Annotated in this window: 22 protein-coding genes and 1 pseudogene; 6 read left to right on the top strand and 17 right to left on the bottom strand. The window is 45.7% G+C overall.

Features of this window, described 5'->3' with window-relative positions:
* The first annotated feature begins 56 nt into the window (after positions 1 to 56).
* Genes MHM93_RS00220 through MHM93_RS00210 form a run of 3 tightly spaced genes read left to right on the top strand, consistent with a single transcriptional unit; the run spans position 57 to position 2,197 of the window.
* Positions 57 to 920 (top strand): 6-carboxytetrahydropterin synthase, encoded by an 864-nt coding sequence (locus tag MHM93_RS00220; RefSeq protein ID WP_239447506.1) that lies wholly within the window; start codon positions 57 to 59, stop codon positions 918 to 920.
* A complete protein-coding gene (locus MHM93_RS00215) occupies positions 913 to 1,773 on the top strand; it encodes a M23 family metallopeptidase (protein WP_239447505.1) in 861 nt (286 codons plus the stop codon). Before MHM93_RS00220 ends, MHM93_RS00215 begins: the two co-directional genes overlap by 8 nt.
* The gene (locus MHM93_RS00210; RefSeq protein WP_022944214.1) at positions 1,763 to 2,197 is read left to right on the top strand and encodes an acyl-CoA thioesterase; all 435 of its coding nucleotides are present in this window, start codon (positions 1,763 to 1,765) and stop codon (positions 2,195 to 2,197) included. Before MHM93_RS00215 ends, MHM93_RS00210 begins: the two co-directional genes overlap by 11 nt.
* Before the next feature lie 90 nt (positions 2,198 to 2,287).
* Here MHM93_RS00210 and MHM93_RS00205 read toward each other — a convergent pair whose 3' ends face one another.
* The 7 genes and pseudogenes from MHM93_RS00205 to MHM93_RS00175 form a co-directional block, all read right to left on the bottom strand.
* Positions 2,288 to 3,370, bottom strand: coding sequence for a hypothetical protein (locus MHM93_RS00205; RefSeq protein ID WP_239447504.1), 1,083 nt, complete (start codon positions 3,368 to 3,370; stop codon positions 2,288 to 2,290).
* A 44-nt stretch (positions 3,371 to 3,414) separates the two neighbouring features.
* Entirely contained in the window at positions 3,415 to 4,734 is a 1,320-nt protein-coding gene (locus tag MHM93_RS00200) for a Na+/H+ antiporter family protein (protein ID WP_239447503.1), read from the bottom strand.
* Positions 4,735 to 4,737: 3 nt separating this feature from the next.
* Positions 4,738 to 6,684, bottom strand: coding sequence for a DUF3488 and transglutaminase-like domain-containing protein (locus tag MHM93_RS00195; protein WP_239447502.1), 1,947 nt, complete (start codon positions 6,682 to 6,684; stop codon positions 4,738 to 4,740).
* Positions 6,684 to 7,661, bottom strand: coding sequence for a DUF58 domain-containing protein (locus MHM93_RS00190; protein WP_239447501.1), 978 nt, complete (start codon positions 7,659 to 7,661; stop codon positions 6,684 to 6,686). The genes MHM93_RS00195 and MHM93_RS00190 overlap by 1 nt, the downstream gene beginning before the upstream one ends.
* Before the next feature lies 1 nt (position 7,662).
* Positions 7,663 to 8,571: a MoxR family ATPase gene (locus MHM93_RS00185; protein WP_045978794.1), complete on the bottom strand. Its 909-nt coding sequence runs from the start codon at positions 8,569 to 8,571 to the stop codon at positions 7,663 to 7,665.
* A gap of 11 nt (positions 8,572 to 8,582) precedes the next feature.
* A complete protein-coding gene (locus tag MHM93_RS00180; RefSeq protein WP_022944208.1) occupies positions 8,583 to 8,963 on the bottom strand; it encodes a response regulator in 381 nt (126 codons plus the stop codon).
* A gap of 412 nt (positions 8,964 to 9,375) precedes the next feature.
* A pseudogene (locus tag MHM93_RS00175) lies at positions 9,376 to 9,513 on the bottom strand (excalibur calcium-binding domain-containing protein); the annotation flags it as partial.
* Positions 9,514 to 9,761: 248 nt separating this feature from the next.
* Here MHM93_RS00175 and MHM93_RS00170 point away from each other — a divergent pair.
* Positions 9,762 to 9,995, top strand: a complete 234-nt coding sequence (locus MHM93_RS00170) for a hypothetical protein (RefSeq protein ID WP_239447500.1) — start codon at positions 9,762 to 9,764, stop codon at positions 9,993 to 9,995.
* 39 nt (positions 9,996 to 10,034) lie between these two features.
* On the opposite strand, the gene MHM93_RS00165 is transcribed toward MHM93_RS00170, so the two are convergent.
* The 6 genes from MHM93_RS00165 to MHM93_RS00140 form a co-directional block, all read right to left on the bottom strand.
* Positions 10,035 to 10,427, bottom strand: coding sequence for an MAPEG family protein (locus tag MHM93_RS00165; RefSeq protein ID WP_239447499.1), 393 nt, complete (start codon positions 10,425 to 10,427; stop codon positions 10,035 to 10,037).
* A gap of 151 nt (positions 10,428 to 10,578) precedes the next feature.
* Positions 10,579 to 11,292, bottom strand: a complete 714-nt coding sequence (locus MHM93_RS00160) for an SIMPL domain-containing protein (RefSeq protein WP_239447498.1) — start codon at positions 11,290 to 11,292, stop codon at positions 10,579 to 10,581.
* 99 nt (positions 11,293 to 11,391) lie between these two features.
* Positions 11,392 to 12,948: a SulP family inorganic anion transporter gene (locus tag MHM93_RS00155; protein ID WP_239447497.1), complete on the bottom strand. Its 1,557-nt coding sequence runs from the start codon at positions 12,946 to 12,948 to the stop codon at positions 11,392 to 11,394.
* A 110-nt stretch (positions 12,949 to 13,058) separates the two neighbouring features.
* A complete protein-coding gene (locus MHM93_RS00150; protein WP_022944202.1) occupies positions 13,059 to 13,517 on the bottom strand; it encodes an Lrp/AsnC family transcriptional regulator in 459 nt (152 codons plus the stop codon).
* 68 nt (positions 13,518 to 13,585) lie between these two features.
* Positions 13,586 to 14,227, bottom strand: coding sequence for an MBL fold metallo-hydrolase (locus MHM93_RS00145; RefSeq protein WP_239447496.1), 642 nt, complete (start codon positions 14,225 to 14,227; stop codon positions 13,586 to 13,588).
* Positions 14,228 to 14,230: 3 nt separating this feature from the next.
* On the bottom strand, positions 14,231 to 16,000 hold the full coding sequence (locus tag MHM93_RS00140; protein WP_239447495.1) for a M14 family metallopeptidase: 1,770 nt from the start codon (positions 15,998 to 16,000) through the stop codon (positions 14,231 to 14,233).
* Positions 16,001 to 16,119: 119 nt separating this feature from the next.
* On the opposite strand from MHM93_RS00140, the gene MHM93_RS00135 reads away from it, so the two are divergent.
* Positions 16,120 to 16,947, top strand: coding sequence for an SDR family oxidoreductase (locus MHM93_RS00135; RefSeq protein ID WP_239447494.1), 828 nt, complete (start codon positions 16,120 to 16,122; stop codon positions 16,945 to 16,947).
* Positions 16,948 to 17,019: 72 nt separating this feature from the next.
* On the opposite strand, the gene rplT is transcribed toward MHM93_RS00135, so the two are convergent.
* The 4 genes from rplT to thrS all read right to left on the bottom strand — a co-directional run bounded on the left by rplT (position 17,020) and on the right by thrS (position 20,335).
* Positions 17,020 to 17,379, bottom strand: coding sequence for a 50S ribosomal protein L20 (gene rplT, locus MHM93_RS00130; RefSeq protein ID WP_022944198.1), 360 nt, complete (start codon positions 17,377 to 17,379; stop codon positions 17,020 to 17,022).
* Between the two features lie 15 nt (positions 17,380 to 17,394).
* Complete coding sequence (rpmI, locus tag MHM93_RS00125; protein ID WP_022944197.1) at positions 17,395 to 17,595, bottom strand: 50S ribosomal protein L35; 201 nt, start codon at positions 17,593 to 17,595, stop codon at positions 17,395 to 17,397.
* Between the two features lie 208 nt (positions 17,596 to 17,803).
* A complete protein-coding gene (gene infC, locus MHM93_RS00120; RefSeq protein WP_022944196.1) occupies positions 17,804 to 18,364 on the bottom strand; it encodes a translation initiation factor IF-3 in 561 nt (186 codons plus the stop codon).
* 60 nt (positions 18,365 to 18,424) lie between these two features.
* Positions 18,425 to 20,335 (bottom strand): threonine--tRNA ligase, encoded by a 1,911-nt coding sequence (gene thrS, locus MHM93_RS00115; RefSeq protein ID WP_022944195.1) that lies wholly within the window; start codon positions 20,333 to 20,335, stop codon positions 18,425 to 18,427.
* Positions 20,336 to 20,581: 246 nt separating this feature from the next.
* Here thrS and MHM93_RS00110 point away from each other — a divergent pair, with 246 nt between their 5' ends.
* A complete protein-coding gene (locus tag MHM93_RS00110; RefSeq protein WP_022944194.1) occupies positions 20,582 to 21,022 on the top strand; it encodes a DUF3010 family protein in 441 nt (146 codons plus the stop codon).
* The last annotated feature ends 15 nt before the right edge of the window (positions 21,023 to 21,037 follow it).

The raw sequence follows: 21,037 nt of genomic DNA, 5'->3' as shown, positions 1-21,037 counted from the left end.
TTACTTCATCCCTTGTATAATTGCGACATCTTCTCAACTGCATGCAAGGACAGTGTATGACGCTCTTCGTCAACGACTTAACTGTGATTGATTTCTCCTTTTTTTGCCCCCAGCGCGGCCCGGTTGGTGAGAGTTGGATTGTTGATTTGACTTTAGACGGCGATTTAAACGATGAATCCATGTTGCTTGATTTTGGTTTAGTGAAAAAACAAATCAAGGGCATTATTGATAGCAGTGTTGACCACACCCTAGCGGTACCCACTAAAGCCAATATCGATATCCTTCAGGGCGATGACAAAGTGACGCTGGAGAGTAACTTTGGTGATAACAACGAACACCATTTCGCCATGAGCGGCCCAAAGCAAGCGGTTTGCTTGATTGACGCACCGAGTATTAATGAACAAGTAGTGACCGAGTATTTAGTCGCAGAAATCACTCCTCAGCTGCCAGAGAACGTCAAAGGTATTACTTTGACGTTGCGTGGTGAGCAGCATCAGAGCTTTTATTATCACTATTCTCATGGCCTAAAAAAACACGACGGCAACTGCCAGCGAATTGTTCATGGCCACCGCTCAACGTTAGGCGTTTGGCTAGATGGTATGGCCATGCCCAGTGTGCAAAAGCAGTGGGCGCAGCGTTGGGCTGATATTTACTTGGTCAGCGAAGAGGATGTTGTGGAGGCTGCACACTTACAAGATATAAGCGCAGCACCGGGAGACATCTGTAGCCGTTACCATGCTAATCAAGGTGAGTTTGAATTGGCAATCAGTGCAAAGCGTACTGAGGTACTGCCTTGTGATACCACAGTAGAATGTATCGCCGATTATATGGCCAAGCAAATTAAGCAAGCTCACCCGGATAAGCAAGTAGAGGTTCGCGCCTATGAAGGTGTAGGCAAAGGAGCGATTGGTTATGCTTAAACGTATGGCAATCACCGCCTTGATCCTAGGGGCATCATTGTGTGCGCCCATTAATGGCGAAGCCCAAGAGCTGCCGACCCCATTGATTAAAGGTCAGTTGACCCAAGGTGGTATGGTTATAGGACAGCTACAAGATGCTAAAAAGGTCGTTTTTGCTGAGCGCGAGCTTAAACTTAGCAAAGATGGCTATTTTGTTTTTGGCTTCGGCCGTGATGCACAAACTGATCAGCAATTAAAGTGGCAAAGCCAAGATGAGCAATGGCATCAACTTGATTTCAGCATTGCTGAGCGCGAGTATCAGATAGATAAAATAGAAGGTGTGGCAAGTAAATATGTCGCCCCGCCTGAAAAGGTTTTAGCGCGCATCCGTAACGATGCAAAACTGGTTCGCCAAGCGCGTGCTAACAACAGTGAACGCACGGCGTTCCTTGAACCGGTATATCGTCCTGCAGTGGGTCGAATTTCCGGTGTGTATGGCAGCCAGCGTTACTTTAACGGTACCCCTAAACGGCCACACTTTGGTCTCGACATCGCTAACAAGACTGGTACACCTATCTACGCACCAATTAGTGGTGAAGTTGTGATGGCGCATCCTGAGCTTTATTATTCCGGTGGCACCGTCATTTTAGACCATGGTTATGGTATTACTTCCACTTATATTCACATGCACAAGGTGTTGGTTGATGTGGGGGATACCGTGAAAACCGGCGATGTGATAGGGCAAATAGGGGCTACTGGCCGGGTAACTGGCCCCCATTTAGATTGGCGTTTCAATTGGTTTAATGAACGATTGGATCCACAATTACTTATGATTGATACATTAGCGAGTGAAGTTAATACGAATGAGCAGTAAGTTAGATAAAGAAGCCGTTGTTGCACAGCGCATAGAAGATTCGGAAACATCGGTGACTAAAACCGTGTTTCCTGGGCGTACCAACCATCATAATACCTTATTTGGTGGCGATGCACTGGCATGGATGGATGAAGCGGCATTTATTGCAGCAACCCGTTTTTGTCGCAAACCATTAGTGACAATTTCGTCCGACCGTGTTGATTTTAAAGAAGCAATACCAGCGGGCACATTTGCTGAATTGGTTTCTCGCGTAGTCCATGTGGGCAATACCAGCTTAAAAGTGGATGTGGAGATATTTCTTGAAACCATGCACCGCGATGACAAGCATTTAGCGATTCGTGGCAGCTTTACCTTTGTTGCTGTGGATGACAATCACAGGCCAACGCCTGTAGTGTGCGAACGCATGCTCAACGGTTTTAAATAAATTCTTATTTGTTAGGCCGCAGCATCGCGGCCTTTATTTCATCAGCAAGTGAACACATCATACAATATTTGATTTTGACATACCGTAGCATCACTGTGAAGGGTAGTAATATTCGGCTTTCACAACGCCGCCCATGTCTAACCCCAATAGGAATGAAACGGACTGCTCATCGCTGCTCAGTGGCAATAGGCTTAATACGCCGCCATGATAGTCAGCACTTTTATCATAGTGAAAGCGCTGCCATTGCTCACCACCATTATCACTTACGTCGACATAAAGAGGCTGGGGGGCACGTTTTTGACTCTTGTTCCATCCAGCACTAATTAGCGTGTGAGTATTTCCTGTATAGATAAAATCAAAATAGAAACGATAGGGTACCTGTTCATCTCGGTAGATTTGTGTCCACGTTTCGCCTTGGTCGGCACTTTTCATTAAGCCACCTTCACCACTGATAATTATCTCCTCCTGAGAAGTGGTCTTAATCGCTTTAATTGTGCTCGGGGCAGGAAACAAGTCGTGGTATTCCTGCTGTGCAAGGTTCTCTAAATCTACGCGACGTAATATTGGGTTTTCGATTGCACCTTGGCCACCGTACCACAGCATATTGCCGCTTTTGTGCATAGAGGCCGTCATGCCGGTAGCCGCATACCCATATTCTCCTGCCAGCGCTTGCCAACTTACTCCATCATCATAGGAGGCCGAAAGCACTAGGTTCCCGGTCCCATATAAGGCTGATTCAGTGCAATAGAGTGCGTAGATGTGTTCACTTTCACTTGGGGCAAAACGATGCTCAATATGACTTAGCTCTTCGTTCATCGACACTTTCGTCAGTGTCGAGCGTTGGGCTGGGCGAGTGGCATAGAAAAGCTCGGTGCTGTTTGCACACATGGCACTGATAGGGGCTGAGGTCGTGGCTACTTTCTGCCACTGAGTAAACGTATCATTGCTGGATTTAAATAAGCCGGTATCAGTCCCGGCATAAATAGCATCGTTGAAATGAACCAAGTGATTAATGCGCTCGCCCGACAGCCCCGCATCTGTAAAGGTAATACCTGAAGGTGTGGGCTCAGGTTCAGGGGCTGGCTCTATCGGTGTTGAAGTTGCATTATCGCTGCCGCCGCAGCCAGTTAACGTGGCACAAATAACACTGAGTAATGTTAGTTGCTTGAACATCTCACCTCCTTGTGTGGGTACTAATTGGCTAAAATCTGTCCCCTTTATAGCACAAGGGCCGCTAGCCACCCAAACAAAACTAGTGGAATATTAAAATGTAAGAAGGTTGGTACCACGGTATCCCATATGTGGTCATGTTGGCCGTCGACATTCAATCCTGAAGTAGGCCCGAGTGTTGAATCTGACGCCGGTGAACCTGCATCACCCAGGGCACCCGCTGTGCCTACTAATGCAGCCGTGGCCATTGGGGAGAACCCCAGTTGCAAACACAAAGGGACGAAAAGTGCTGCAATAATTGGAACTGTAGAAAATGAGCTGCCGATCCCCATGGTAATGAGTAGTCCTACTAATAGAATAAGCGCCGCCGCTAATGGTTTGTTGCCCTGAATCATATCTGCGGCACTGGCAACGAGTGAGTCAACATGACCGGTGGCTTTCATAACTTCAGCAAATCCTTGCGCTGAAATCATGATGAAGCCGATCATCGCCATCATCGCCACACCTTTGGAGAACACGTCTTGATTTTCATGCCACTTAACAATGCCAAACACAGTAAACACAATCACCCCAACAAGACCACCGAGAATCATCGATTGACTCAGAAATTGAGCTGCGAGTGACAGCACGATTGCCACAGAGCCTATGGCTAAGACCTTTGATGGGTGGGCTATTGCATTCCCAGTCTCTTCTGTAGCGAGCGAAACATTGTTATAGCTGCGGTTTTTGCGATAACTGATAAAAAGCGCAACACATAAGCCGAAAACCATGCCCAGTGCCGGGATCACCATAGCTAAAGGAACGCTGGTTTTGTCGATTGATAAGCCATTCTCAACCAAATTTAAATGCAAAATGTTGTATAGATAAATGCCCCCAAAGCCATAAGGTAACACCATATAAGCCGTAGCTAAGCCGAAGGTGAGTGTGCAGGCGAGGGCGCGGCGGTCTAACTTTAAGCCATTAGTGATACCTAACAGCGGTGGAATGAGTATAGGAATAAAAGCGATATGTACAGGAATGAGGTTTTGTGATGCCAAAGAGCAAAAAAGAATCACTGAAAGCACCGCAAAAGATAAAAACCGCGAAGAAATATGCTCTTGCCCCATCATTTTCAATAGTCGACGAGCGAGTAAAGAGGTGAGGCCAGATTTCGAGATAGCCACTGCAAAGGCGCCGAGCATAGCATAACTGAGGGCAATTTCAGCGCCGCCTGAGAGGCCATTATTGAACGCTTCTACCGTTGTTTTTAAAGGTAGTCCAGCGATTAATCCGCTGGTCACAGCTGCGACAGTCATCGCAACGATTACGTTCACTCGTAACAGGGTGAGTGCAAGCATCAAAATGACGCCAATTAATACCGAATTCATATTCTAGCCTATTATTTTTATTGCTTTTTTTACCTGTTTTACAAGGTCTTTTTTCTGTGCTTTAGTGAGCGGGCGTTGCTTATAAGCGGCCAATGTATAAAGCTGCTCTATACGTGCAAGTGGCGTTGCCGCACTGGGGCAATGAGTTGCTAATTGTGCCAGCTTTTGCTTGGGTGTGCTATTTTGCGTGCTAAGCAGTGCCTGTTTATCTGCATATAAAAACAGCTTATTCAGCCATTTAGCGCTGAAGCTCATTGACTGCTGTTGTTTGCGACTACCTAATAACAATAACCCAAGCAGAACAAGTGCAACCACGCAAAGGGCCAACACCATACTGTACTGTGCTATTTGATTACCGAGTAAATCTTTAAGCACACTTTTTTGTTTTTGTTGATCAAAACCAAGCACCCACTTTGTCCAGCTGTAATCGAGCTCTTCCAATGTCAATCGCAACCAGTTCAATGCCTCTATGTGGCTGAACTGCAATAAGCCGACATCAAGGTTATCCATAAACTCTTGTTGCAGCTCTTGAACTTGAGAGAGCGAGCCATTTAATCGCTCTGGCGCGACCACACTGGTTGCATCAAAACGCTGCCATTGATTGCCATCATAATACTCAACCCAGGCGTGGGCATCATACTGATATACACGCAGGTAATTACCCTGTTCACTTTGCTCTCCTCCCAAATACCCTGATACCACACGTGCGGGGATCCCGGCAGCACGCATTATAAATGCACTTGTACTGGCATAATGGCCACAAAAGCCTCGCTTAGTTTGGGTGAGAAAGACATCAAGTGAATTGTCATCGGTGATCGGCGTTGGAGTCAACGTGTAGCTAAAGCCTTGTTGTTCATAAAAGCCCATCAGCCGGCTAGCAAACTGGTTTGCAGTGTTTGTACTTTGACTCAACTGCCGGGCTAACGCTCTTGCCTGCGGATTCCCATCAGTTGGCAGTAGGCGGTTAAGACGTGATTGGTAATTAGTCAGGACCCTTGCTTGCACCGGTCGGTAAAGCAATGGGTATTGAAAGCTCGATGCTGCTGACTCTTTGCGCTTAAGTAAACCGCCTCGTAAATTCTCTACTTTTTGACTCGGGCTAACACTGTCTTGCAATGCATATAGCCAGCGGTTTGCGGAGCTTTCTAAGTACAGAGTGGCCTGAGCGCTATAGCTCTGCCAGTCTATATCTGTACGAGGGCGAGGAGGGCGAGGAGGGCGCTGCGCTTTTATCCATGCTTTGCCGTCGAATTCTTCATGATTAAGCGCTCGCCAATAATAGGGGGGCGCAGGAAGTTGCCCTGGAAACTCAGCACGAAACACCAAGTCATCGGATTTCGCCAGATTGGTAATATTGAACGGGTCTATACGTTCATTAAGGCCTGTTTTAGCGCCGCCAGCGCCAGGAAGTTTCCAAAATGCAGGCACTTTAGGAATAAATAACAACAACAACGCAGCAATGGGGATTGCCATAGCGAACGAGCCAAAGGCTTGAAAGTAGGCTCGTTTGGGCGTGCGAGCACCATGTAAGGCGGCTAAAGATGCCAACAAACAAACGTAAAATATGGCCACTAATATTGAGCTATATAAAGACTGTTGATAAAGGAACACAGTCGATAATGAAAAGAAGGTAAGCACAATGACAGTCGATAGCTGCTTGGGCGTTTTCGCTTGTAAGAGCTTTAATATTGCTGCCTGTAACAGCATTGACACGAACAGTAGGACACTTTCATCATAGCTGACCGACACAAACAGCACACCTAAACAAGCCGCTGCCAATAAGTTAGTAGCCAGTGCACCTGGGCGAGTCAATGACTTGTTTGCCAGTAACAAATTCCAAAGACACAGTAACAACAACAGGCTCAGCATTAAGGAAGGGAGTTCTGCGCCTATTAACGTGAAAATACCGATGTAGATGACACTGAGCACCGTGCTAACAAAAGACAGCATCACTTCTCTCCATTTTTAAATAAAGCCAGTGCACGCAATGCATTAGTATAATGGGAGGGGCTGTTATCAGCATCAAACTGAGTACTGCCAATACGCAGCGCAAGCTTTGTTTGGGTGCTTTTCGCCTGCTCGATGGAATAGGCCATTGCACTCAGGCGTTGCTCAACACTGCCTTGTAGTGATGCGTAGTCGAGCATATATTGCGCATCTTGATAGGATACAAACTCTTTCACTAACAACTGCTCACGCTTTGCAAAGTGTTTCCAAGAAATGCGACGGTAGTCAGCGCCCTGTTTATATTCATTCAAGGCATAAAACTCTTCATTTCCTGACTGCGGCTTAAGCGCGTTCACTTCACCTTGATTTTCACTGGCCTCATAGGTCAGTGCAGTATTGTGCGCGTGTGCAGATGGATAAACAAAGTAATGGGCATGTGGCTCTAGATAGCTCCATACTTTAGCGAGGCCAAATGGGAACCCCGTTGAAATCTGGAGTCGTGTTGCTGGATACTTACCACGGGAACATTTACGGCCGCTTACAAGCACAACCTGGGCATCTTGGCTAACGCGTTCAACTTCCTTGCATTGACCTTGCCACGTTAGTTTAACGCCATAGCTGGTACGCGAGTTATTGCACACAGTAATATTCAATACAGGTGTTTGGTTCGCAAAAACATCACTAATATTATTAAATTTGACCTCGAGGCCCTTTAAGTTGGTATAGGCCTGAATTAACGACATCAATACCAACACCAACATCAAATAAGAGACAACTTGCACTAGGTTATTCTGATAATTGGCGGCCAAGATAAAGTTCAACACGGCAATAAGTAAAAATCCCAAGCCCAGCTTAGATGGCAGCACATATAACGTACTGTGACCCAGTGTCAGGTGCTTTTTTTCGTGTTTATCACGCAGCAGTAGGGATTCTATTCGCGTTCGTATGGACAACCACCCCTGTTGCATTGTTGTGAGCATACTAAAGCGGAACCTTGACGCGAGCGAGAATATCGCTGCATACAGAGCCTTGACTGTAAACGTCATGCGGATTTATACGATGCTCACAAATACTGGCGAACACAGCTTGCACATCTTCTGGCATAACAAAGTCACGGCCTTCCATAAATGCCCAAGCCCGTGCACCTTGGGCGAGCGCGATGCTGGCACGAGGAGATAAAGGATGACTGATATCTTTATCATGACGGGTGTGAGTCACGAGTGACAAGATATAATCAACCACGGTATTGGCTATAGTGACCTTATCAACATTGGCCTGCATGGCTTGTAACTGCTCGGCACTGATAATGGCATCAATTGCTTTATCACGCTGAGGAATATGGCCACGAATGAGTTGTTTTTCGGCATCGGCTGGGGGGAATCCTAAGCTTAAGCGCATAAAGAACCGGTCTAGCTGTGACTCTGGCAATGGAAAGGTGCCGGATTGATGCTGTGGGTTTTGCGTTGCAACCACAAAAAATGGAGTAGGGAGCGTATATCGTTCAGAGTCGATACTGACACAGCCTTCTTCCATGGCCTCAAGCAACGCACTCTGTGTTTTAGGGCCCGCGCGGTTTATTTCGTCGGCGAGTACTACTTGGCTAAATACCGGACCTTTATGAAACGAGAAGCGCTGCTCTTGAGTGTTAAAAATGCTTGCACCCAGAATATCTGCTGGTAACAAATCACTGGTAAATTGAATACGTTGATAACTCATCCCCAGGGCTTGTGCCAAACCATGCGACAGGGTTGTTTTACCCATACCTGGAAGATCTTCTAATAATAAATGGCCGCGCGCTAACATTGCACACAGAGCTAACTTTATTTGCTGTTCTTTGCCATAAATAACATCAGCTAGGCCTAGGGTCAGCTGTTTTAATTGTTCTTGCATAAGGGGGCTTATTAATTTAGTTCTAAACGCTTCATAACCATATCAACCTTATTCGCGTTGAATGGTTTGCTAATGTATTCTTGCGCACCGAATTCCCAGCTATGTTCTACGTTTTCCTGGGAGTTATGATCAGCGCAAAGGATAATTCGACTGTGGGGGTGTAAATCTTTTAGGTAACTGACGACGTCGCAACCATCAGTGTCTGGGAGCGCTATATCCACAAATATCACCTCTGGCTCCAGTTGTGATAACAGCGGTTTGGCCTCTGCGACATCTGTAGCAACCGCGACTTGGTCGTAACCCAGCTCGGTGAGGATGGTGGTCAAAGAACTTCGCATGGACTGATCATCATCAATGATCAGAATCGGCTCCAAAGGGCGAACAAACTCCATAATACGTCTTTTTATTCGTGGTTTGGTTACTAATACTATGCGATAAGCGCATATTGCTCAATACAACCATAGACTAAAGCGCAGTAACTAACTAGGAAATTGTATAAATTGGTAAATGAACAACACTTATCACAACATACTAAAAGCCGTAATCACTCTAAAATGTCCGATACCGTCTAGTATTGGACTTTTAGTATCGGTTTCTATGATAGTTATCTGGTTATTATAGAAACCACCTATAAATTAGATTATGTTAAATAAGGTTTAAACCTATTTAACCAACATCAATCGTCTAGTTAATGTATGACACAAACAAGCCTCTTTCGCTTTGAACCCATCAATCTCACTCTCGTACAGAGCAAAGCGTTCATTACGATTCGTCGTTAGAGGCTTATAGCTAGGCATTTACCTTTTAAAACCTTGAGTCACTCTCACAAGGATTGCCATCGTTATCACCATCCATTTTTGTATTCGGACAGTTTCGAATGAAAAACACAGCTTCTTCTCGTGATCTCATTTGGCTACAGTACTGGCGCCCATCACACTTGAATGTTTGTCGTGGCGTGGTGTTAACTGCGGTGTCTGGGATTTGTTGAATAGCCCTTGGACTGCCGAGTTGAATCAATCCCCTAACAATCATTAAGGAAAAGGTTTAGCTATAATTCCTCAGACTTTGTCGGCGCTTGTTTTAAATCGTTACACTTTTTGCGTTGCAAACGAACGCTTTGAATATAAAAATTACCTGAGTTACCGTACGTATACTCAAAATTTTAACAGTGTGGCATTAAGGAGAAGTCAATGAAGTACGCAATCATCATCTTAACAGCAGCACTGGCAGGCTGCGCATCCCCTGAACAACAGCAGTCATTTGAACAAGCTATGCTAGAGCAAGCAAACTGCTCTGGTGAGGTTGAGCAAAGTTATCGTATGACCTTTTATAGCTTAGACAAGCCAGAGAATGTGGGTAAAACCGAGCTGCAAAAAAAATGCAACCCGATCCCTACCCATGGTGATTTTGAGAAAAAGAAATAGCCATTTTCGTTAGGTTAAAATAACAAAATAATCAAGGCTTTATAAATAAAGCCCTAACGTCGCATCGAGCAGTAAGCTAATCGCCAATAAAACGATGACAGAGAATGTCAGCACCATGCTCACCACGCGAATCTTCAGCTGCTCATTGCTTTGGGCGATATTGCTTGCGTGCAGCAACCGCCCTAATACTAAGGCGGCACCAAATAGGTGACAATAATGACTCGCTAAGCCTTGATACTCATTGAGGAAAAGTAAAATCAGTGCAAATGGCACATACTCAATGAAGTTTCCGTGTGCGCGAATAGCGCGTATTAAGCCTTCATCTTCGCCTGTACCTATGGATTGTTGAGCTTTGCGCCGTGCTTTAACAACATACATACTCAACTGCACGTAAACCAGCGCTAAAATTGCAGCGTAAATTGAGACTATCACCCTAACCCCTTAACAAATCAAAATTTGAGTAAGAACTTACAGGGCTTGGAGTAAAAAGAAAAGTGCCGACGGTAAACAAAATGCGTTTAGCCGCCGGCAGTTGGAGAGGTCGTTTCGATATCATGACTACATCATGATAATTTCTATACCCTTAGTCCTCGAGCAAAAACACTGCGTTGACCTTCGCAGTGACTTTGATTTCACCGATGTCATAAGCATCTTCCACTTTCGCGCTACCGGCGCTATCAGCTCGTACCATCATGGCCTCGACCTGCGGCATTGGGCGCGCGTAATCTTGTTGGGCGCTGATACTATAAACCTTTTCAATGCGGGCGTTGAAACCTTCTGCGTAGGTACTAGCTTTGGCGTTTGCATCTTTGAATGCTTTTTGCTGCGCTTGGCTAAAAAGCTCATCATGATTGGTTAAACCAAATTGCGACTGCCCTACTTGATTTGCTCCTTGCTGAATAAGGCCTTGCAGAGTTTGCGCATAGCTATCAATATTGCGCAAAATAATGCTGAGGTTACGACTGACTTCATAACCGTCAAACTCGTTGGTTTGAGTATCGCGGTTGTAACGCGTTTTGCTGCGCACATTCAGTTGGCTAGCGTGGATGTCTTTGCTGGCAACGCCCTGCTCTTTTAACGCCAGAATCATGGCCGCAAGTTTGTCATCGGCCGCTTTCTTTGCCGCGACAACATCCTTACTGTGTTCATTGACACTGACATTTAACGTGACCTTGTCGGGAGTGGCCCACACTTCCCCTACACCAGTAACTTGAACGTGAGGTTCATCAGGGATACTGGCGGCATGAGCGCCGAATGCGATGCCTGATGTAAGTATTAGAGAAATAAGCTTTTTCATGTTTTTACCCATTAGCAAATAATGCTATCCAGTTTAGGGCGAAAACGTTAATTGTGCCTGAATAAAAAGACCAGCATGACGCTGGCCTGTTATTAAATGTTATCCGAGTTTATCGGAAGCAACCCGGTATTTGGGGTCTTCAATAACATTGATCTCGACTAAATCGCGCGCTTTATGCAGTAGTTGCTTACAGTCAGGGCTAACATGACGTAGGTGTAAGGTTTTACCTTGCTTGGTGTATTTCTCAGCGAGGTTATCTATAGCTTCAATGGCACTGTGATCGGCAACTCGGCTATGCTTGAACTCTACAATGACATCTTTAGGGTCATTCTTAACATCAAATAACTCAATAAAGTTTTTCACTGAGCCAAAGAACAAAGGTCCATGTAACTCATATACTTTTGACCCTTCTTCATCAATGTAGCTTTCGGTGTAAATATGTTTAGCATGCTGCCAAGCAAACACTAGCGCAGAGACAATAATACCCACGCAGACCGCAATGGCTAAGTCTGTGGCCACAGTTACGGCACTGACCAAAAAGATAACGAAGGCGTCAGATTTAGGTACTTTGCGCATAATGCGGAAACTTGACCATTCAAAAGTGCCTATAACCACCATAAACATAACGCCAACCAGTGCCGCCAGAGGCACCATCTCAATATAGCTTGCGGCAAACAAAATGAAGGCCAGAAGCATCAGAGCAGCTGTCACACCAGATAAACGACTGCGGCCACCTGAGTTGATATTAATCATTGATTGGCCAATCATGGCACAGCCACCCATCGCGCCAAAGAAACCACAAGTTAAGTTAGCTGCGCCCTGGCCCATGCATTCTTTATTACTTTGACCACGGGTGTCTGTGATTTCGTCAATTAGCGTAAGCGTCAGTAACGACTCGATCAGACCAATGGCGGAAAGAATCACGGCGTATGGCAGGATGATTTGGAATGTTTCCCAGTTGAGCGGCACTTGAGGAATATGGAATTCAGGCAAACCACCGGCGATTGTGGCGCTGGCATCACCAGTCATATCTTTAACAAAGTCGATAACCGTGCGGGCTTCTAAATCTAACCCTAAAACTAAACCCGTCACCACGACAATCGCTGCCAAACTTGAAGGAATAGCAGTGGTTAGTTTTGGTAAAAAGTGAATGATAGCCATGGTCAAAGCAACCAGACCCAGCATGGTAGCCATCATCTCGCCTTGCATCCACTGCATTTGGCCATCGTCGCCAAGTACTTTAAATTGGCCAAGTTGAGCGAGAAAGATAACAATGGCCAAGCCGTTTACAAACCCCAACATCACAGGGTGCGGCACCATACGAATAAACTTACCAAGTTTAAAGACCCCAGCGAGAATTTGCAGTATGCCCATCAACACCACCGTGGCAAACAGGTACTCTACCCCGTGGGTCACGACGAGGGAGGTCATGACAACAGCAAGGGCACCGGTGGCGCCAGATATCATGCCCGGGCGACCGCCTAATAAAGAAGTTATTAAGCCAACAATAAAGGCAGCGTATAAACCAACCAGAGGGTCTACTTGGGCTACAAAAGCAAAGGCAACGGCTTCGGGTACCAGCGCTAGGGCCACCGTCAATCCAGACAATATATCGTTTTTAGCAGAGCTTGGGGCTTTGCTTAATAAGTTAAACATTCATTCCTCGTGTACGTTAGGCAGAGCTCTTCGAAAAGGCCGCAGAGTCTAGCAAAATACCGAGAAATTAACAATTGAGTAAAAAGCTGAAGGCAGGCTTACTGCCACTTTTACAGTGGCAGTGCGGTGGAGCGCTTAACACAGGTCATAGTCACATTCGAATGTACTTCTTGCACATAGGGAAGGCTTAATAAGTGGTCGCGAACAAACTGTTCATAGCCTTCAATACCTTTGGAGATAATACGCAGCATAAAGTCCATGGTACCCGCCATAGTGTAGCATTCTGTGACTTCATCATAGCTCATAATCAGCTTTTCAAAATCTGCGAGCTGGTCTCGGCCGTGGTTAGACAAACGTACATGGGCGTATACCAGCATATCGAAGCCTAGCTGCTTTTCATCTAGCAAGGCCACTTTGCCTTTGATATAGCCCTCCTGCTCAAGACGTGCAATACGGCGCCAACATGGTGATTGGGAAAGGCCGACTTGATCGGCTATTTCGGCGGTCGATAAACTGGCATCCTGTTGCAGCAATGCCAAGATCTGACGGTCAACTTGGTTTAATGACATTGATTTTTCTTTTTTAATTGTGAATTAGGTAAAATTATACATAACGCAAGGGTTTTCGTCTGTACTTTTTAACCGAATTTTCCGCTAATAAACGGGTTTTTATGGCGCTCTTGCCCTACCGAGGTCTCTTCACCATGACCGCTAAGCAATCGATAGTCGTCATCTAGGCTAAGCACTTCTCGTTTGATAGAAGCGATTAATGTTGGGCCATCGCCTTTAGGAAAGTCCGTCCGCCCTATTGAACCTTTAAAAATCACATCGCCAACAACGGCAAGCTTATGACTATGACAAACAAAAATCACGTGCCCTGGCGTATGTCCTGGGCAATGGCGTACTTCAAATTGCTGCTCACCTAAACTTATTGTTTGCCCATGCTCGAGCCAGGTGTCGGGCAAAAAAGGCACTTGCGGCGCAAAGCCAAACATCTGAGCCTGCTGCGCCAAGGCATCAAACCAAAATTGCTCATCTCGTTGCGGCCCAACAATGTCGATTTGGTAATGTTTGCGCAATGTATCCGCTGCACCAACATGATCTAAATGGCCATGAGTTAACCAAATTACACTAGGCTCAATGCCGCGCTGTGTTAATGCACGGATAATTTTATCACTATCGCCACCGGGGTCGATAATAGCGGCCTGAGCACTTTGTGCGCATTGCAATATGCGGCAATTTTGCATAAAGGGTGTAACAGGAATGGTGGTAATTTTCATAAGTTAAAACTGCATTAATATTGGGTAGTGCAAATAATGTTGATCATAATACGGTGTTTGCGTATAAAGCCAAGCTCTGCGAGCATCACTGTCGTTTGCAAAGTCTTCATCTTCAAGTTTGGCGTTGTAACGCTCGGCGATATCCGGGTTTGACTCAAGCATTTGCTGCGCATATGGAGCGAGTGCATAGTTCTCAACATATTCAGTGCGCTGAAAAACACTGTGGAAGAAGCCCCACTGGAACAATGAGTCTGGCGCCTCTGGGTGCAGCATATGTGTAGCCAAAAGCCCTAAGGGTTGTGTCGTGCTAACCTTCAGCCACTGCTGATTTATTATCGTTTTCGCCGTGCTGTAATCAAACTCTGCACTAACGCGAAAGCGCCCCTCAAATGGTGCTTGAGCAAATTGATGATTAACAATACGTGCTTGTGCCAATGGCAACTCGATGTCTGCTGTAACAGCCTCTATTTCAACCCCCTGCGTTTTTAAGGTCGCGATCACATCAGCATATTGGCGTGGAATATAGAAAGCCTTGGGCACATCAACCTCGGTTTTTACCTCCTTTTGCCAGAATATGGGTAACGCATCGTAATGCTTAGGCTTGCCTAAATAACGTACTTCTTTAGCACCCGTGGCAGTGCTTTCATAGTAATCATAGGCAATCCCCTTAAAGGCAATGGTATCAGGCTCTTTGGCATAGCTGCGTTCGACTACGAGGCGTTCTTGCTGCTGCGCTTTAGACTGTGCCACGGCCGCGTTTATATCATCACCATGGCGGGTCAAGGCCGTGATAGCGCCGTCAATGAGCACATAAGTCCCCAATACCCGTTGTTTATAGGGCTTAAGCGAATGGTTTTCTACCAAAATGGTGGGTAAATGGCGTAACTCGCCCCAACCATTTGAATAGCGAGGTCCAGCTACCCACCCAGCAAGACCTTTAGCAAAATCCATTTTATCCATGACGAACACTAAAGGCCCTGGAATATGGCCCATTTTTTCAAGTTTCTGGTCAATAACAGGCGCAATCCATTGATCCATCGCGGCTGTCACTTTTGGTGTGGCGCTGGCGAACGTTGGCGCATAGCCATAGGTAATATCGTATTGGTAATCGGCGCCATCGGTAACATGAATATCGAGGTACAAACTGGGTTGATACTGATTAACAACCTCAGCTAATGCGCGCACACCTGGGGTATCAAGCTTAGTGAAATCACGGTTTAAGTTGAGGTTTTGACCATTGGTTCGAAAACCCATAACAGCAGGACCGCGCTGGTTGATGCGATTATAGGCACTGGCACGCTCGTGACCGTCGACGTTTAAAATCGGTATAAACAGTAGGTTAACGCTTTTTAAGATATCCAATCGCTTACCGGTGGCAATGTCTCGTAACAACATAAAGCCTGCGTCTTTACCGTCAATTTCACCACTGTGAATACCTGCTTGAATCAATAACGTGGGTTTGTCGCTATTAGCAATGTGCGCCGCGCTATTATTTCCTTGCTCGCTGGCAACCAGCATATTGATATCACGGCCAGCGTCACTTTGGCCTATTTTAACTAGGCTGAACTGCGTCGGGTTAGCCTGTTGTAAACGCTTTAAATAGGCCATCGTCGCTTGATAGTCGGGAGAGATCATTCCCCCAGAGTGTTCAAACGCCGTGGTTAACACGCCTTGTTGCTGCATCAACGCTTCGCTTTGGCCTTGCCAAGAGATCAGTTTGGGCAAGTGGGCATCAGCGGCTAGGGCCGTGGCTAATAACAAGCTGGTAAACATAATACGCTCTTTTTGTTGTTGTTTTGCTGTATTTGAGTATAACAAGGGGGCTTTAAAGGTGGCCAGGATTGCGACGAAATGGTAGTTTTTCGCTATGACGTTGGCACTGAGTGCAAATTATGAAAACCATTCTTATCACTGGCTGCTCTAGCGGTATAGGCTATTACTGCGCTAAACAACTGCAAAAGCGCGGTTACCAAGTGATCGCTAGTTGTCGCAATGTAGACGACGTACGTGCTCTCAACGAGCAAGGCATCACCTGTGTGCAGCTTGATTACACCGATACTGACTCCATTGAACAAGGGCTAGCCGATGCCTTGGCTTTTAGCGGCGGTAAACTAGACGCCTTGTTCAATAATGGCGCTTATGGCCAACCTGGCGCTGTGGAAGATTTACCCGTGGCAGCACTGCGCCGGCAATTTGAAACCAATGTTTTCGGCTGGCATCACCTTACTCAATTAGTATGTCAAAAGATGCGCCAACAAGGTCATGGCCGTATCATCCAAAATTCATCGGTGTTGGGGTTAGTCACCTTACCCTATCGCGGCGCTTATAATGCCAGTAAATTTGCTTTGGAGGGATTAACAGATACCTTGCGCTTAGAGCTACAAGGCTCCGGCGTATATATCTCTTTGATTGAGCCTGGGCCAATCAGTTCGCGTTTTCGTGATAACGCACTGCACGCATTTTTAACCTCAGGCATTGATATCGAAAAAAGTGCACACCGAGATAATTATTTAGCGCAGCAGCGGCGGTTGGAATCCACCAGTGGCCCTCAGCCTTTTACCCTGGGACCTGAAGCGGTTTATAAACGCTTGGTGCATGCGTTAGAATCGCAGCGCCCGCAGGCTCGTTACTATGTTACAACGCCCACCTATCTATTCGGTTTCCTTAAACGTATTTTACCAAGCAGCTGGCTTGACTGGGTGCTTACCAAGTCGCGCTAATGGCTATAGACGTGATTTTCAGACATTAAAAAAGGAGCCAAAAGGCTCCTTTCTTCTGCTAACACAGGTAGATTAAGCTGAAAGACCTTCTTTCGCTTTAGCTACTAATGCTGCGAATGCAGTTTGGTCATAAACAGCGATATCTGCAAGGATCTTACGATCGATTTCTACAGAAGTCTTCTTAAGACCGTTGATGAAACGGCTGTAAGACAAACCATTTTGACGAGCTGCTGCGTTGATACGTGCAATCCATAGTTGACGGAAAGTACGTTTCTTCGCACGACGGTCACGGTAAGCGTATTGACCCGCTTTAGTAACCGCTTGGAAAGCTACGCGGTAAACACGTGAACGTGCACCGTAGTAACCTTTAGCTTGCTTTAAAACTTTCTTGTGACGTGCGCGCGCGATAGTACCGCGTTTTACTCTTGCCATTATTCTATACCCCTATTAAGCGAATGGTAACATACGAGAAACTAAGCCGTGATCGTTCTTGTGAACCATTAGCTTAGGACGTAGGTGAAGCTTACGCTTAGAGGTTTTCTTGGTCAGAATGTGACGAAGGTGCGCTTGTTTACGCTTGAAACCACCAGAAGCAGTTTTCTTGAAGCGCTTAGCGGCGCCACGGTGTGTTTTTAGCTTATAAGCCATTGCAATAACTCCAATTGATATTGCTTAAATTTAGCAAGCAGGCGGTTTGAGTTCACAAACACTTTTTTGGCCCAACTTACTCCCAAAACCGGTGAGAGCGCTTAAAAAAGCGCCCTACTTCAACCGGATAGATACAGGTGCCACTGCCTTAGAAAATAAGTCATGTGGCTTGTAAACCTGCACTAATTCGTTAAACGCGCGGAGTATACTATTTTTTAGCCACCGGCGCTAGCATCATGATCATTTGGCGGCCTTCCACTTTTTTCGGGAATGACTCGACCTGTGCCAACTCTTGCAGATCATCTTTAATGCGATTCAAAAGCTCGATACCAATTTCTTGGTGGGCCATTTCACGACCACGGAAACGGATCGTTACTTTTGCCTTATCGCCAGCTTCTAAGAACTTGGTTAGATTGCGAAGCTTAACTTGGTAGTCACCAATGTCTGTACCAGGGCGGAACTTAACTTCCTTAACCTGAATTTGCTTTTGCTTCTTCTTCTGTTCTTTTTGCGCTTTGCTTTTTTCAAAAAGGAACTTACCGTAGTCCATTACCTTACAAACGGGGGGTTCAGCATTTGGGCTGATCTCTACTAGATCGACACCCGCCTCATCCGCCATTGACTGAGCTTCACTCAGGGACACGATGCCTGCTTGTTCACCTTCAAAGTCAATTAGTCGAACTTCTTTTGCCGTAATATCTTCGTTAATACGATTTTTTTGGACCTGTTGTTGGCCCTTTTTTCCGCCTCTAATGGTACGTTCCTCCAAGAATATTAAAAACTAAAAGGGTGTATTCGATACTTTTTGATACACCCTTTCGATCACAAATTACTGTCTTGTTTTAATTTCATTTGTGATTTTAGTGATAAAGTCATCGACTTTAAATTTACCTAGGTCTTCACCTGTACGTGTTCTTACTGCCACTTCTTGCTGCTCTACTTCTTTGTCACCAACAACTAGTAAGTAAGGAATACGTTTTAAAGTATGTTCGCGAATTTTAAAGCCAATTTTCTCATTTCTCAAGTCGGCTGCGGCGCGAATACCCAGTTTATTCAATTTTTGTACAACTTCGTGCACATAATCAGACTGTTTGTCAGTGATATTCATAATCACCACCTGCTTAGGAGCAAGCCAGGTTGGGAACAGCCCTGCGTATTCTTCGGTCAAAATACCGATAAAGCGTTCGATTGAACCCAGAATAGCGCGGTGAATCATCACCGGAGTGCGACGCTCGTTGTTCTCAGCCACATAAGTTGCGCCAAGACGTCCTGGTAACATAAAGTCTAGCTGTACTGTACCACACTGCCACGCTCGCTCTAAGCAATCATACAAAGTAAATTCAATTTTCGGACCATAGAAGGCACCTTCACCTGGTAGGTACTCGAATTCAATGTCTTTATCGCTCAATGCTTGCGCCAAGGCTTTCTCGGCTTTATCCCACAGTTCATCTTCACCGATGCGCTTTTCTGGGCGTGTAGAAAGCTTTACAACAATCTTTTCAAAACCGAAGGTCGAATAAGTGTCGTAAACCATATCGATACACGCCGTCACCTCTTGCAAGATTTGCTCTTCTGTGCAGAAAACATGAGCATCGTCTTGAGTAAAGCCACGTACGCGCATCAAACCGTGCAACGCACCCGATGGCTCGTTACGGTGACAACAACCAAATTCGGCCATACGCAAAGGTAAATCACGGTAAGATTTCAAACCTTGGTTGAAAATCTGCACGTGACCAGGACAGTTCATTGGTTTAATAGCATACTCACGTTTCTCTGACTCCGTGGTGAACATGGCATCGCCGTATTTGTCCCAGTGGCCTGATTTTTCCCACAGTCCACGGTCCATCATTAGCGGCCCTTTTACCTCTTCATAGTCATATTCGCGCAGTTTTTCGCGAACAAACTCTTCGAGCTCGCGGTAAATGCTCCAACCATCATTGTGCCAAAACACCATACCTGGCGCTTCTTCTTGCCAGTGCCATAAATCTAGGGCTTTACCAATTTTACGGTGATCGCGTTTTTCCGCTTCTTCTAAGCGCTGCAAGTAGCCTTTAAGTTGCTTTTTATCACCCCATGCGGTGCCATAAATACGCTGCAACATTTTATTGTCAGAGTCGCCACGCCAGTATGCACCTGCTACTTTCATCAATTTAAAGTGCTGACAAAAGCTCATATTAGGTACGTGTGGGCCACGACACATATCCACGTACTCTTCGTGGTGGTATAAACCAGGACGGTCATCTTTAGCGATATTCTCGTCCAAGATTTCAACTTTATAAGGTTCGCCACGTTGTTCAAACGTGTCGCGGGCCTGTTGCCAGCTCACGGTCTTCTTAACCACGTCGTATTTGGTTTTCGCAAGTTCTTTCATACGCTTTTCAAGCGCTTCTAAATCTTCTTGCGTCAGCGAGTGCTCCATATCGACATCATAATAAAAGCCGTTGTCGATAGTTGGACCAATGGCCATTTTTGCATCAGGATACAATTGCTTAATGGCGTGGCCGATAAGGTGCGCACAGGAGTGACGGATAATTTCTAAACCGTCTTCATCTTTTGCGGTGATGATCTCTAACCGTGCGTCTTCGCTGATTAAATCACAGGCGTCAACACGCTCACCGTTAACACGCCCAGCGATGGTCGCTTTGGCAAGGCCTGGGCCGATGTCTTGTGCTACGTCTAACGTGGAAACAGGGTTTTCAAATGAACGCTGACTGCCGTCAGGAAGAGTAATTACTGGCATGTTTAATCCTTGTACAGTGGTGACACCTACGCCGCGCCACGTGTATTTATTTGTCTATTTAATAAGTCTAATCAACGCTTATACCAACAAGCATTGCGATGATACTGCCGCCCACACAGCGTGAGCAAGGCGCTATTTTGGCGCGCTATAGAGGTAAATACAAGGCTCGTCGGCTAATTTTCTTAACAAATTTTGTATGCGCTTCTGATATACTAATGCCATTGATAAAAAAGGTGATATTTGACTATGCATACTTGCGGCGTAGAAATAAAAGGCAGTGAAGTTTTACTATGCCTTCTAAGTAAAGAAAATGATGTGTTTGACATCCGTGATGTGCGCCAAACACGTTTTGTTTTAAGCGATGCCAACGATACTGAAGAAATCCAAAAGTTTCATCGCGACTTTAAAAAGCTGATGGAAGATTACCAAGTGGATGCTATCGCCATCAAAGCGCGACCTCATAAAGGTAAGTTCGCTGGCGGCGCGGTTGGCTTTAAAATGGAAGCGGCACTGCAGCTGATAACTAACTTAGATGTGCACATTATTAGTGCCACAGAGATGAAAGAACAGCTTAAGCGCAACCCATTACCTATTGAGTTCGCTGATACGGGACTCAAGAAGTTTCAAGAGCAAGCCTTTATGACGGCGTATGTCGATATTATGCTGCGCACTTACGCTAAGCAGTAATCCCCCCGACAGTAA

This window comes from Pseudoalteromonas sp. MM17-2 (assembly GCF_022347945.1).
Lineage (GTDB): Bacteria > Pseudomonadota > Gammaproteobacteria > Enterobacterales > Alteromonadaceae > Pseudoalteromonas > Pseudoalteromonas ruthenica.
Note: the sequence above shows the minus strand (reverse complement) of the source record. Positions and strands in the feature narration are given on the sequence as shown.